The organism is Micromonospora sp. NPDC048063, from assembly GCF_043202855.1.
In the GTDB taxonomy this organism is placed as follows: Bacteria; Actinomycetota; Actinomycetes; order Mycobacteriales; family Micromonosporaceae; genus Micromonospora.
The window spans coordinates 214,323-226,867 of sequence record NZ_JBIDBG010000006.1; the positions used below are offsets into that span (position 1 = coordinate 214,323).

General features: G+C 74.1%; 13 protein-coding genes. All 13 read left to right on the forward strand.

The window, feature by feature from the left end:
* Positions 1-214 precede the first annotated feature (214 nt).
* The 13 genes from ACGFZ2_RS17710 to ACGFZ2_RS17770 all read left to right on the forward strand — a co-directional run bounded on the left by ACGFZ2_RS17710 (position 215) and on the right by ACGFZ2_RS17770 (position 12,512).
* Complete coding sequence (locus tag ACGFZ2_RS17710; protein ID WP_393454978.1) at positions 215-1,627, forward strand: FtsW/RodA/SpoVE family cell cycle protein; 1,413 nt, start codon at positions 215-217, stop codon at positions 1,625-1,627.
* Positions 1,627-2,733 carry an undecaprenyldiphospho-muramoylpentapeptide beta-N-acetylglucosaminyltransferase gene (gene murG, locus ACGFZ2_RS17715; RefSeq protein ID WP_393262749.1) on the forward strand — a complete coding sequence of 369 codons (1,107 nt, stop codon included), beginning with the start codon at positions 1,627-1,629 and terminating at the stop codon, positions 2,731-2,733. The genes ACGFZ2_RS17710 and murG overlap by 1 nt, the downstream gene beginning before the upstream one ends.
* 55 nt (positions 2,734-2,788) lie before the next feature.
* Positions 2,789-4,333, forward strand: a complete 1,545-nt coding sequence (murC, locus tag ACGFZ2_RS17720) for a UDP-N-acetylmuramate--L-alanine ligase (protein ID WP_393262748.1) — start codon at positions 2,789-2,791, stop codon at positions 4,331-4,333.
* Complete coding sequence (locus ACGFZ2_RS17725) at positions 4,330-5,145, forward strand: FtsQ-type POTRA domain-containing protein (protein ID WP_357456600.1); 816 nt, start codon at positions 4,330-4,332, stop codon at positions 5,143-5,145. Before murC ends, ACGFZ2_RS17725 begins: the two co-directional genes overlap by 4 nt.
* A 252-nt stretch (positions 5,146-5,397) precedes the next feature.
* Entirely contained in the window at positions 5,398-6,513 is a 1,116-nt protein-coding gene (ftsZ, locus tag ACGFZ2_RS17730) for a cell division protein FtsZ (RefSeq protein WP_393454735.1), read from the forward strand.
* Positions 6,514-6,522: 9 nt separating this feature from the next.
* On the forward strand, positions 6,523-7,269 hold the full coding sequence (locus ACGFZ2_RS17735) for a YggS family pyridoxal phosphate-dependent enzyme (RefSeq protein WP_393454738.1): 747 nt from the start codon (positions 6,523-6,525) through the stop codon (positions 7,267-7,269).
* A 196-nt stretch (positions 7,270-7,465) separates the two neighbouring features.
* A complete protein-coding gene (locus ACGFZ2_RS17740) occupies positions 7,466-8,161 on the forward strand; it encodes a cell division protein SepF (RefSeq protein WP_393262744.1) in 696 nt (231 codons plus the stop codon).
* A gap of 30 nt (positions 8,162-8,191) precedes the next feature.
* Positions 8,192-8,497, forward strand: coding sequence for a YggT family protein (locus ACGFZ2_RS17745; protein ID WP_393262742.1), 306 nt, complete (start codon positions 8,192-8,194; stop codon positions 8,495-8,497).
* A 44-nt stretch (positions 8,498-8,541) separates the two neighbouring features.
* Positions 8,542-9,342, forward strand: coding sequence for a DivIVA domain-containing protein (locus ACGFZ2_RS17750; protein ID WP_393262741.1), 801 nt, complete (start codon positions 8,542-8,544; stop codon positions 9,340-9,342).
* A gap of 75 nt (positions 9,343-9,417) precedes the next feature.
* Positions 9,418-10,035: a hypothetical protein gene (locus ACGFZ2_RS17755; protein ID WP_393454741.1), complete on the forward strand. Its 618-nt coding sequence runs from the start codon at positions 9,418-9,420 to the stop codon at positions 10,033-10,035.
* Between the two features lie 14 nt (positions 10,036-10,049).
* Positions 10,050-10,349, forward strand: a complete 300-nt coding sequence (locus ACGFZ2_RS17760) for a DUF167 domain-containing protein (protein ID WP_393454744.1) — start codon at positions 10,050-10,052, stop codon at positions 10,347-10,349.
* A gap of 22 nt (positions 10,350-10,371) precedes the next feature.
* Positions 10,372-11,871, forward strand: a complete 1,500-nt coding sequence (locus tag ACGFZ2_RS17765) for a potassium/proton antiporter (RefSeq protein WP_393454747.1) — start codon at positions 10,372-10,374, stop codon at positions 11,869-11,871.
* A gap of 221 nt (positions 11,872-12,092) precedes the next feature.
* Positions 12,093-12,512 (forward strand): TraR/DksA C4-type zinc finger protein, encoded by a 420-nt coding sequence (locus ACGFZ2_RS17770; protein WP_088992775.1) that lies wholly within the window; start codon positions 12,093-12,095, stop codon positions 12,510-12,512.
* Positions 12,513-12,545 lie beyond the last annotated feature (33 nt).

Below are 12,545 nucleotides of genomic sequence, written 5' to 3' on the forward strand. Positions count from 1 at the left end.
GCCCGACACGCCGACCGGCCGGTTGCGCCGGTGGCGACCCCGGGAAACCGCGATGATGGTCTGCGTGGGGGAGGGCAGAGGCATCGAGGGCACGACAGAGACGACGCCCCGGCGGTCACCCGGAGCCACCCGTACGCGCGACGCGCCCGCCGCGACGCGCGGGCCGGACGAGGCCGGCGGCCGGGCGCTGCGCGGGGTGGACGCCGCGGGCGGGCTGGCCGCGCTGCGCGGCCTGCTCGACCGTCCGCTGGCCTCCTACTACCTGCTGCTGTCCAGCGCCGGGCTGCTGCTGCTGATCGGCCTGACGATGGTCTTCTCCGCGACCAGCGTCCGCGAGTACGCCCAGGGCGGCAACGCCTTCGCCGCCCTCACCAAGCAGGCGATCTTCGCGGTGATCGGCATCGTCGCCTTCTGGGCCTGCCAGCGGCTGCCGGCGAAGACCTACCGGGTGCTCGGCCGGCCGCTGCTGTTCACCGCCGTCGGCCTGCTGCTGGTGCTCAACCTGCTGCTCGCGTACGCGCGCCTGACCGGCCAGGACTCCGCCCGGATCGGCCCGGTCGAGGCCCGGCTGCTGTGGCTCTTCGTCGGCGGCATCCAGGTGCAGCCCTCGGAGCTGGCGAAGTTCGCCCTGGTGCTCTGGGGGGCCCACGTGATCGCCCGCAAGGGCGCCGCGCTGGGCTGGTGGCGCGAGCTGGCCACCCCGCTCTTCCCGGTCGTCGGCCTGCTCTTCGTCCTGGTCGGCTACAACGACCTCGGCACGATGCTCTGCCTGCTCGCCGTGGTGGTGGGGCTGCTCTGGGCGGCCGGGGTGCGGATGCGCGTCTTCGGCACACTGTCCGTGCTCGGGCTGCTCGGCGTCGGCCTGCTGATCGCCGTCGCCTCCCTGGGCGCCGGCTCCGGCGAGCGGGGCGAGGAGAACTACCGCTTCGCCCGGCTGATGTCGTTCTTCAACCCGCCCTCCCCGGACGACTGCAAGCTCGAGGGCTGCTACCAGATCTACCAGGGGCGGCTGGCCATTGAGCACGGCGGCTGGTTCGGCGTGGGGCTTGGCAAGTCCAGCCTCAAGTTCGGCTGGCTGCCGGAGGCGCACAACGACTTCATCTTCGCGATCATCGCCGAGGAACTGGGCGTGATCGGCTGCGTCGTGGTACTCAGCCTGTTCGCCGTGCTGGCCTACACCGGGCTGCGCATCGCCCGGCGCGTCGAGGACCCGTTCCGCCGGCTCGCCGCCGCCGCGGCGACCACCTGGCTGGTCAGCCAGGCAGTGATCAACATCGGCGGGGTGGTCGGGCTGCTGCCGATCACCGGCCTGCCGCTGCCGTTCATCTCCGACGGCGGAAGCGCCCTGGTCGTGACGCTCGCCGCGATCGGGATGCTCGCCTCCTTCGCCCGCGCCGAACCCGACGCCGCCAGAGCGCTGCATGCCCGTCCGCCGGCCCGATGGGTCCGACTACTCTGGGCCCCGTTGCCGCCGCTTCCCGGGCGGCGACGCCGCCCGGCGTCGCCCCCGGCTGCCCGAGGGTCCGTGCCCCGGTCGCGGGAGCGGCGGCCCGACGACCAGGCCGCACCGCGCGGCGTCCGGCTCGCCCGGACCCGGCGCGGGTCGGCGGACGAGAGGAGACGTTGATGGGTCCGCTGCGTTCGGTGGTGCTCGCGGGAGGTGGCACCGGGGGGCACATCTACCCGCTGCTCGCCTTCGCCGACTGCCTGCGCCGACACGACCCCGGCGTCCGGATCACCTGCCTGGGCACCCCGAAGGGCCTGGAGAACGAGCTGATCCCGCCGCAGGGCTACGACCTGCGGCAGATCCCGGCCTACCAGCTGCCCCGGTCGGTCAACATGAACCTGGTCAAGACCCCGGGCCGGATGTGGACCGCGGCCCGCGCCGCGGGCAAGGTGATCGACGAGGTGCGCGCCGACGTGGTGGTGGGCTTCGGCGGGTACGTCTCCGTGCCGGCCTACCTCGCGGCCTGGCGGCGCGAGCTGCCGATCGTCATCCACGAGGTGAACGTGCCGCCGGGCGTGGCCAACCGGCTCGGCATGAGGTTCACCAAGCACGTCGCCGTCGGCTTCCCGCACCAGCCCGCCCAGGCCGAGGCGCTGCGCGACGCCCGAGTCGTCGGCGTGCCGCTGCGCCGGGGCATCGCCGGCCTGGACCGGGTCGCCATGCGCAACGCGGCGCGGGCCCACTTCGGGCTCCGTCCCGACCTGCCGGTGCTCTTCGTCGCCGGCGGCTCGCAGGGCGCCCGCTCGATCAACCTCGCGGTCGCCGGGGCGGCCAAGGAACTCGCCCGCAACGGGGTGCAGGTGCTGCACGTGATCGGCGCCCGCAACGAGCCGGTGCCGGTCCCCACCGACCTGCCGGTCCCGTACGTGACGCTGCCGTACCTGTCCGAGATGGAGGCCGGCTACGCCGCCGCCGACCTGATGCTGGGCCGGGGCGGGGCGATGACCTGCGCCGAGGTGGCCGCGATCGGGCTGCCCACCATCTACGTGCCCTACCCGCACAGCAACCAGGAGCAGAAGCGCAACGCGCTGCCCGTGGTGGAGGCCGGCGGCGGGCTGCTCGTCGACGACGCCGAGCTGACCCCCGACTGGGTCGAGCGGACCGTCATCCCGCTGATCCGCGACCCGCACCGGCTCGCCGCCATGGGCGCCGCCGCGGCCGCGTACGGGCGCCGCGACGGCGACGAGGCGCTGCTCAACTTCGTCTACGAGGCGGTGGCCCGATGAGGGCGCGGCCCGTCCGCCCCGAGGCCCGCGCCGCCGCGACCGGAAGGTTCTCGTCATGAACACCGCACAGTTCACCCCGGCCGGCACGCTCACCGCGGAGGACCTGGGCACGATCCACCTGATCGGGGTGGGCGGGGTCGGCATGAGCGGCCTGGCCCGGCTCTTCCTCACCCGGGGCATCCGGGTCTCCGGCAGCGAGCTGCGGGAGTGGCCCTCCCTGGCCGGCATGCGCGCTCTCGGCGCGACCATCCACATGAGCCACGAGGCGTCCAACCTCGACGGCGTCGACACGGTCGTCTACTCCTCGGCGATCCCGCAGGACCACCTCGAGATGGTGGAGGCGCGCCGGCGCGGCCTGCGCGTGCTGCACCGCTCCGAGGCCCTGGCCGCCGCGATGACCGGCCGCCGGACGGTGGCGGTCGCCGGCACGCACGGCAAGACCACCACCACCTCGATGGTCACGATGGTGCTCCAGCAGGCCGGGCAGGACCCGTCCTTCGTGATCGGCGGGGAGATCTCCGAGGTCGGCTCGGGCGCCCACCACGGCACGGGCGAGTACTTCGTGGTCGAGGCGGACGAGAGCGACCGCTCCTTCCTGATCTACCGCCCGTACGTGTCGATCATCACCAACGTCGAGGCCGACCACCTGAACACCTACGGCGACCTGGCCAACCTGGAGGCGGCCTTCGCCGAGTTCGCCCGGCTCACCGACCCGGACGGCTTCATCATCACCTGCGCCGACGACCCGGGCGGGCGGCGGCTGGCCGAGACGCTGCGCGCGGAGGGCCGGCGGGTGCACACGTACGGCGAGGCGGCCGACGCCGACCTGCGGCTGACCGGGATCGCCTCGTCGGCCCGGGGAGTCCGCTACCTGGCGCAGATCGACGGCCGGTCGCTGGGCGAGTTCCGGCTGCCGGTGCCGGGGCGGCACATGGGGCTCAACAGCGCCTCGGCGGTGCTGGCCGCGTACCTGCTGGGGCTGCCGCTGGAGTCGGCCGAGGCCGCGCTCGCGGCGTTCCCCGGCGTGCGGCGGCGCTTCGAGCGTAAGGGCGTCGCGGACGACGTGCTGGTCTACGACGAGTACGCCTACCACCCGACCTCGATGACGCTGGCGCTGCAGACGTTGCGCGAGGTGGCCGGGGACGGCCGACTGATCGTGGTGTTCCAGCCCTACCGGCTCTACCGCACCCGCGACCTCCAGACGGAGATCGCCGAGGCGCTGGCCATCGCCGACGAGTTGGTGCTGCTGGAGGTCTTCGGCCCGGGCGAGCTGCGCCAGCCGGGGGAGGGCTCGGCGGCGCTGGTCGAGGCCGTGCCGCTGCCGGCGGAGCGGAAGGTCTTCGTGGACTCGTGGGAGGCGGCGCCGGCCGAGGTGGCCCGGCGGGCCCGCCCCGGCGACGTCGTGGTGACCATGGGCGCCCCGCCGATCTCGCTGATGGGGGACCAGCTGCTGGACGCGCTGTCAGCGCGTGCCGCCGATCCGGCGGCGCCGGCGGGCACGACGCCCGGCGGCGAGGCCGGCGGGGCGACGACCATCGGCGGCACCGTTCCCGGCGTCGGCGGCGCGGTCCCGGACGGCGCGGCACCCGCGGCCGGATGAGCCCCGGTCCGGCGCGCGGGCGCACCACCGGCGCGGACGGCGGTGGCCGGCGCGGACCGGTGCGCCGGTGGCAGCTGGTCCGGGCGGGCAGCGACGCGGTCCCCGCCTCGACCCGGCGGTTCATGGCCCGCGCCCGGCAGCGCCGGATGCGGGCCGCGCTGCCGTGGGCGATCGCGGCCGGCGTGCTCGGCCTGGCCGGGCTGGTCGCCTGGGCGCTGCTCGGCACCGGCCTGTTCGGGGTGCGCGAGGTCCGCGTCGAGGGCGCGGAGCTGGTCAGCGCGGTGCAGGTGCGCGACGCGGCGGCGGTGCCCGACGGGGCCCCGCTGGCCGGGGCGGACCTGGCCGCCATCGCGCGGCGGGTCGGGGGACTGCCGGCGGTGGAGCGGGCGGTCGTCACCCGGGACTGGCCGGACGCGCTGGTGGTCCGGGTGACCGAGCGCACGGGCGTGGCGGCGGTGCCGCGCGGCGAACAGTTCGTGGTGATCGACGGGGCGGGCGTGGTGTTCCGGACCCTGCCCCGGCAGCCGGACGGCCTGCCGGTGGTCCGGCTCGCCGAGCCGGGGCCGGACGACGGGGCGACCCGGGCCGCCCTGGAGGTGCTCGCCGTGCTCACCCCGGAGCTGCGGGCCGGGCTGGTGGACGTGACCGTCGAGGGGCTGGCCCGGATCAAGCTCCGGCTGCGCGACGACCGGGTGGTGGTCTGGGGTGACGCGACCCGGGGCGCGGACAAGGCGCGGGTCGCCACCGCCCTGCTCGACCGCGAGGCAGACACCATCGACGTGAGCGCCCCGGACGTGGTGACCCTGCGGTGACCGGCAGCTCGGTCCCGCCGGGCGACGTGACCCGTCCCGCTCCCACGGCGACACGCCGAGCGGGTCCTTGGCTCACGGCGTGGGTGCGCTTACGTTGCCCCGAAGAGGATCAGTGGTTGACATAACTGTAAGCCTCTAGTAGAGGGTGAGGGTTTAATCCTGATCCTCGCTGGTGACAGCTGTCGTCGACCGCTGGTCTGGCCAAGCCGTACCCGGTCGGCCCATGCCAATCTCGAAGGGAAAGGACCGGAGATGACACCTCCGCACAACTACCTGGCGGTCATCAAGGTCGTCGGCATCGGTGGCGGCGGCGTCAACGCCGTCAACCGGATGATCGAGGTTGGGCTCAAGGGCGTCGAGTTCATCGCGATCAACACCGACGCGCAGGCGCTGCTGATGAGCGACGCCGACGTCAAGCTCGACGTCGGCCGCGAGCTGACCCGTGGGCTCGGCGCGGGCGCCAACCCCGACGTCGGCAAGAACGCCGCCGAGGACCACCGCGACGAGATCGAGGAGGTGCTCAAGGGCGCCGACATGGTCTTCGTGACCTGCGGCGAGGGCGGCGGCACCGGCACCGGCGGGGCGCCCGTGGTGGCGAACATCGCGCGCAAGCTCGGCGCGCTGACCATCGGCGTGGTGACCCGGCCGTTCTCCTTCGAGGGCAAGCGCCGCCAGGTGCAGGCCGAGTCCGGGATAGACGAGCTGCGCAACCAGTGCGACACGCTGATCGTCATCCCCAACGACCGGCTGCTGGCGCTCGGCGACCGCAACATCAGCATGATGGACGCGTTCCGCACCGCCGACCAGGTGCTCCTCTCCGGTGTCCAGGGCATCACCGACCTGATCACCACGCCGGGCCTGATCAACCTGGACTTCGCCGACGTCAAGAGCGTGATGAGCGGCGCGGGCAGCGCGCTGATGGGCATCGGCAGCGCCCGCGGCGAGAACCGCGCCGTCGAGGCGGCCGAGGCGGCCATCTCCAGCCCGCTGCTGGAGCAGAGCATGGACGGCGCCCGCGGCGTGCTGCTCTCCATCGCCGGCGGGTCGGACCTGGGCCTGTTCGAGATCAACGACGCGGCCCAGCTCGTCACCGACGCGGCCCACCCGGACGCCAACATCATCTTCGGTGCGGTCATCGACGACGCCCTCGGCGACGAGGTGCGGGTCACCGTCATCGCGGCGGGCTTCGACGGCGGCGCGCCGGCGTACAAGGCCGCCGAGTCGGGCCGCAAGCCCAACCAGAACCAAGCCACCCAGCCCAGCACGCCGGTCACGCCCCCGCCGACCATGCCGGCGCCGACCCAGTCGCCGCGCCGGGTGCTCTTCGACGACGTGGACGTGCCCGACTTCCTCAAGAACGGTTCCTGAGCCCCGCCGATGACTGACAGCCCAGCCACGGTGCGCCCGGACCGGCGCGCCGAACTCGCGGCCGGCCTGGCCGACGTACGATCCCGGATCGCGCAGGCGTGCGCCGACGCGGGACGCGACACCTCCGAGGTCACGATGATCGCGGTGACCAAGACCTACCCGGCCGGGGACGTGGTGGCCCTGGCCGGGCTCGGCGTCACCGACGTCGGGGAGAACCGGGACCAGGAGGCGTCCGCCAAGGCGGCCGAGGTGGCCGCGGCCGGGGTGACGCCCCGGTGGCACTTCATCGGGCAGTTGCAGCGCAACAAGGCCCGGTCGGTGGTTCGCTACGCCGACGTGGTCCACTCCGTCGACAGCGTCCGGCTGGCGCGGGCGCTGGACGCGGCCTCGGCGGCGGGCCGGGACCGGCCGCTGGACGTGCTGGTCCAGGTCAGCATCGACGGGGCCACCGGCCGGGGCGGGGCGCTGCCCGACTCGGCCGACCCGGACGCCGGGCTCGGTCCGGTGGCCGAGGCGGTGGCCGGTGCGGACGGTCTGCGGCTGACCGGCCTGATGGCGGTGGCGCCGCTGGGCTGGGAGCCGGAGCGGGCGTTCGCCCGGCTGGCCGAGGTGGCCGCCGGGTTCCGGACGCTCCATCCGGGAGCCGCCGCCCTCTCCGCCGGCATGAGCGGGGACCTGGAGACAGCGATCCGGTACGGCGCGACACATGTCCGCGTGGGCAGCGCGTTGCTCGGAATGCGTCCCACGCTGCGGTAGCCTGACCGCGAGAGAAGCAAATTACATGCGTGTTGTTTTGAAGGGGCGGCGTCCCGTTGTCGGGGGTCGTGGCGTGCGACGCGAATCGCGCGCCAGGGGATTGCCGGCCCGGTCCGGTGGGCAGAAAGTGTTCCACTCGCGACAAGGCGACACGGCACGGGGGCGCGTGCCGCACGGCGGACGGGAAGGGCGCGGGATGGGTGCACTGCGCAAGGCGGGGGTCTGGCTCGGTCTGGTCGAAGAGGACGACGAGCGGGCCTATGACGACGGTGGCTACGAAAAGGGTGGCTACCGCGATTCGCGCTACCGGCAGAGCCGGTACTCGGAGGAGTTCGCCGACGACGAGGAGGACGACGCCGAGGAGCCGCCGGCGCCCCGGTCCCGCCTCGGCGACCGCGGCCGGCTCTCCGAGCGGGTCGCCTCCCGGGCGGCCGAGGCCGAGCGGGCCGACGGCGACCGCCCGGAGCGGGCCGAGCGGTCCAGCGTCCGCTCCATCACCCGGTCGACCGCCGGCGAGACCTCCGGGGCGCTGACCTACCACACCCGCGACAACCTGGCCCTGGCGCCGCAGGCGCAGCCGCGTGAGCGGGCGGTCGTCGCCGAGGAGGAGCAGCGCTACCAGATCACCACGCTGCACCCCACCACCTACCGCGAGGCGCGGACCATCGGCGAGCACTTCCGCGACGGCGTCCCGGTGATCATCAACCTCACCGAGATGGACGAGGCGGACGCGCGTCGACTTGTCGACTTCGCCGCCGGGCTCGCGTTCGGCCTGCGCGGTACGATCGAGCGCGTGACCAATCGGGTGTTCCTGCTCTCACCGGCCAACGTCCAGGTCACCGCGGAGGACAAGGCCAAGATCGCCGAGGGCGGCTTCTTCAGCCTGAGCTAGCCCCGCCCGACCCGAGGGACGTCGCCTGTCGTGTTGTCGATCGTGCTGCAAGTGCTGTATCTGGTGCTCTACATCTTCCTCATCACCCTGCTCGCCCGGTTCGTCCTGAGCGCCGTCCTGCAGTACGGTCGGCGCTGGCAGCCGGGCCGCGGGGCATCGGTGGGTCTGGAAATCGTGTGGAGCGTCACTGATCCCCCCCTCAACGCGTTGAGGCGTGTGATCCCTCCGTTGCGAATTGGTACCGTGAGCATCGACCTGGCCTCACTTGTGCTCCTGGTTATCCTGTTCGTGCTGATGGAGTTCGTGTTGAGGCGGTCGATCATGAGCCTTGTCTGATGACCGACGCGCTTTCGCGGCCGCAACTGACCCGAGGAGTTTCGATGCCGCTGACCCCGGCCGACGTCCACAACGTCGCCTTCAAAAAGCCGCCGATCGGCAAGCGGGGGTATGACGAGGAGGAGGTCGACGCTTTCCTGGACGAGGTCGAGCGCGAGCTTGCCCGTCTCATCGAGGAGAACAACGAGCTGCGTGCCCAGGTGGAGCGCGGCGGCCGTGGCGGCGCCCCCGCCGGCCCCGGCGGCGACGCCCGTCTCGCGGCGGAGCTCAACGACGTCAAGGCCCAGCTCGACCGGGTGCAGCGCGACAAGGCGGCGGCCGAGCAGGCCGCCCGGGCGATGCAGGCGGAGCTGGAGCAGGTCCGTACGGCCGGTGGGCCGGCGGTGACCGGTGACGGCGAGCAGCAGGCGCTGCGGGTGCTGATGATGGCCCAGCGGACGGCCGACGACCACGTCTCGGACGCCCGTCGCGAGGCCGACCAGCTGCTCTCCGAGGCCCGTTCCAAGGCCGAGGAGGTCACCCGCGAGGCCCGTTCCAAGGCCGACGCCCTCGAGCGCGACGCCCGCCAGCGGCACCAGGAGGCCATGGGCGGCCTGGACGCCAAGCGCACCGCGCTGCAGAAGCACATCGAGGAGCTCAAGCAGTTCGAGCGCGAGTACCGCACCCGCCTGAAGGCCTACCTGGAGAGCCAGCTGCGCGACCTGGACGGCCGCGGCCAGGGCCTGGAGGCCGAGATGACCCGTGGCGAGGGCACCCGGGCCGCCGGCGGCAACGGGCTCGCCGCAGCCGGTCTCGCCGGCTCCTACGGCGGCGGTCGTTCCGGCGCCCTCGAATCCGGTCGCTGATCACCGGTCGGCGGCCGTCGTCACCGCGACGGTCGCCGACCTCGCCTCATCGGCACGACCCGGCGGGGGTGAGCCGTGATAGTCGCGAGTCTCCTGCTCATCCTCGTCGCGGTGGTGCTGCTGGTGGCCGGCCTGGCCGGTGGCTCCAGTGTCCTTCTCGTCGTCTCCATCGCGGCCAGCCTGCTGGCCGCCGTCGCGCTGGTCGTGGGCGCCCGCCAGGCGGCCGGCGACCGGCTGGCGGCGGAGCGGCCGTCGCGCACTGACCGGCGGTCGCGCACGGCGACCCGGCGGGCCGACGCGGCCTTCGCGTACGGGCCGCCCGTGGAGCCGGAGATCCCCGTCCAGCACGTCCCTCCGACGGTCGACGCCGGCGGCACCGGGTGGCGGCAACCGCCCGAGCCACCGGTGGCCGACGTCGGCTCCCGGGGCGCCGCGCCTGGCGGGGTCGGGGCGTACGACGACGAGCCGGCGGCGCAGGACGTCACACCGGCCGACGCCGCCCGGGTGGCCCGCCTCGATGCCGAGGTCCGGGTGGTCGACGGGCGTCCGCGCTACCACCTCACCGGGTGCGCCCACCTCGTGGGCCGCGAGCACGAGTCGCTGCCGGTCGGCGAGGCCGTCGAGCTCGGCTTCACCCCGTGTGCCGACTGCGCGCCGGACACCGCCCTGCTCGCCGACGCCGGCCGGCTCTGAGCGGCCCGGCTCCGGTGGACGACACGCTGAGCGTGGCGGTCCGGGTGAAGCCCGGCTCCGCCCGCGCCCGCGTCGGCGGCCGCTTCGACGGCCCGCACGGGCCCGCGCTGGTGGTCGCCGTCAACGCGCCGGCCGTGGACGGCCGGGCCACCGAGGCGGCCCGGCGGGCGCTGGCCGGGGCGCTGGGCGTCCGACCGGCTGCGGTGTCCCTGCGGGCGGGCGCGGCCAGCCGCGACAAGCTCTTCCTGGTCGAGGGTCCCGCACCGGAGCTGACCGAGGCGCTGCGCCGGCTGCGCGACGGGGCCGCCGGGTGACGTACGCCCGGGTCGGGCACCCGTGACGCCGGGGCTGGATCTCGCGCTGCTGCTCGGCGCGGCGGTGCTGCTGGTGGCGGTCGGGGCGGTGCGGCTGTCCACCCGGCTCGGGGTGCCGAGCCTCCTGGTCTACCTGGCCCTCGGTGTCGCCATCGGCGAGGCCGGGCTGGGCATCCGCTTCGACGACGCCGAGCTGACCCGGACCCTCGGCTTCTGCGCGCTCATCGTGATCATCGCCGAGGGCGGGCTGACCGCGCGGTGGAGCACGCTGCGCCCGGTGCTCGGGCTCGCCGCCCTGCTCTCCACCGTCGGCGTACTGGTCAGCATCCTGGTCGTCGGCCTCGCCGTGCACCTGCTGCTCGGGCTGGACTGGCGGTTGGCGCTGCTCTACGGGGCGGTGCTCTCCTCCACCGACGCGGCCGCGGTCTTCGCCACGCTGCGCCGACTGCGCCTGCCGCCCCGCCTGGTGGCGACCCTCGAGGCCGAGTCGGGGATGAACGACGCCCCGGTCGTGCTGCTGGTGGTGCTGCTGTCCCGGGAGGGGATCACCCATCCGTGGTGGTACGAGACCGCCCTGGTGAGCTACGAGCTGGGCGTCGGCGCGGCTGTCGGTTTCGCGGCCGGCGTCGGCGGGCGGTGGGCGCTGCGGCACGCCGCCCTGCCGTCGGCGGGGCTCTACCCGATCGCGGCGGTCGGGCTGACCGTGTTCGCCTACGCCGCCGGCGCGGTGCTGCACGCCTCGGGCTTTCTCGCCGTCTACGTGGCGGGGGTGATCCTCGGCAACGCCCGGCTGCCGCACCGGCAGGCCATCCTCGGTTTCGCCGACGGGTTGGCCTGGCTGGCGCAGATCGGGCTGTTCGTGCTGCTCGGGTTGCTCGTCACGCCGAGCCGGCTGGGCTCGGCGGTGCTGCCGGCGGTGGTCGCCGGGCTGGCGCTGGTGCTGCTCGCCCGGCCGCTGTCGGTGGCGGCGTCCGCGCTGCCGTTCCGGTTCGGCCTGCGCGAGCAGGCGTTCCTGTCCTGGGCGGGGCTGCGCGGCGCGGTGCCGATCGTGCTCGCCACGATTCCGCTGTCGGAGCGGGTGCCCGGCGCCGACCGGCTCTTCGACTCGGTCTTCGTGCTGGTGGTGATCTTCACGCTGCTGCAGACCGGGACCCTCGCCCCGGTGGCCCGCCGGCTGCGGGTGACCGCCCCGGCCGAGGCGGCGGAGATCCGGGTGGAGACCGCCCCGCTGGAACGGATGCGCGCCGACCTGCTCCAGGTGGAGGTGCCGCCGGGTTCCCGGCTGGCCGGGGTGCACGTCGACGAGCTGCGGCTGCCGCTGGGCGCCTCGGTGACGCTGGTGCTGCGGGACGGGGCGGGTGTCGTGCCGGGCCCGGACTTCCGGCTGAAGACCGGCGACAGCCTGCTGATCGTGGCGACCGCCGGGGTGCGCGACGAGGCGGAGCGCCGGCTGCGGGCGGTCAGCCGGAGGGGCCGGCTGGCCCGCTGGTTTGGCGAGTACGGCGAGGATCGCGACGGTTGATCTGCTAGCGTTCCTTTTGCCCCGATAAGGTGCGACTCGGGGTCGAGCGGCGGTGCGTCGGAGCGGCACGTTGTCGGACGCCTGTACGTTCCGTATTCTTGCGAATCTCCGGAGTGCGCGGCCACGTCGCCGCGCGCCCCTTTTGTACTGGGGGCGCCGATGTCGGCGGCCCCTGTCCAGGCGCCGCGGTCCGCCGCGGTTCCGCGGCCGAGGGAGCGACGATGGCGAAGCCAGCCGAGACCAGGACCGCCGGCCGCAAGCCGGTGGCGAAGGCCACCCGCAGCGCGGCGGAGACCGAGAAGATCCGGGCGGCCCTGGCGGCGCGGCGTGACGAGTTGCGTGCCGAGTACGATCAGACGCTGAGCGAGATCACCGAGCTGCAGCGCGACCGGCTGACCGACTCGGCCGGGGACGACCAGGCCGACACCGGGACGAAGACGTTCGAACGCGAGCAGGAGATCTCACTCGCCAACAGCATCCTGGAACGGATCACGCAGGTCGAGCGGGCGTTGGAGCGGCTCGACGAGGGTGGCTACGGCTGGTGCGAGCGGTGCGGCAACCCGATCCCGGTGGAGCGGCTCGCCGCGTTCCCGTCGGCCACCCTCTGCGTGACGTGCAAGCAGCTGGAGGAGCGGCGCTGAGGCCCGCTCCCCGGCGGCCATGGGAGGCGGCGC

Excerpts from the sequence above, each read along its gene's own strand:
- ACGFZ2_RS17735 (WP_393454738.1), top strand. The coding sequence starts at position 6,523 with ATGACTGACAGCCCAGCCACGGTGCGCCCGGACCGGCGCGCCGAACTC.
- murG (WP_393262749.1), top strand. The coding sequence starts at position 1,627 with ATGGGTCCGCTGCGTTCGGTGGTGCTCGCGGGAGGTGGCACCGGGGGG.
- murC (WP_393262748.1), top strand. The coding sequence starts at position 2,789 with ATGAACACCGCACAGTTCACCCCGGCCGGCACGCTCACCGCGGAGGAC.
- ACGFZ2_RS17750 (WP_393262741.1), top strand. The coding sequence starts at position 8,542 with ATGCCGCTGACCCCGGCCGACGTCCACAACGTCGCCTTCAAAAAGCCG.
- ftsZ (WP_393454735.1), top strand. The coding sequence starts at position 5,398 with ATGACACCTCCGCACAACTACCTGGCGGTCATCAAGGTCGTCGGCATC.
- ACGFZ2_RS17770 (WP_088992775.1), top strand. The coding sequence starts at position 12,093 with ATGGCGAAGCCAGCCGAGACCAGGACCGCCGGCCGCAAGCCGGTGGCG.
- ACGFZ2_RS17725 (WP_357456600.1), top strand. The coding sequence starts at position 4,330 with ATGAGCCCCGGTCCGGCGCGCGGGCGCACCACCGGCGCGGACGGCGGT.
- ACGFZ2_RS17740 (WP_393262744.1), top strand. The coding sequence starts at position 7,466 with ATGGGTGCACTGCGCAAGGCGGGGGTCTGGCTCGGTCTGGTCGAAGAG.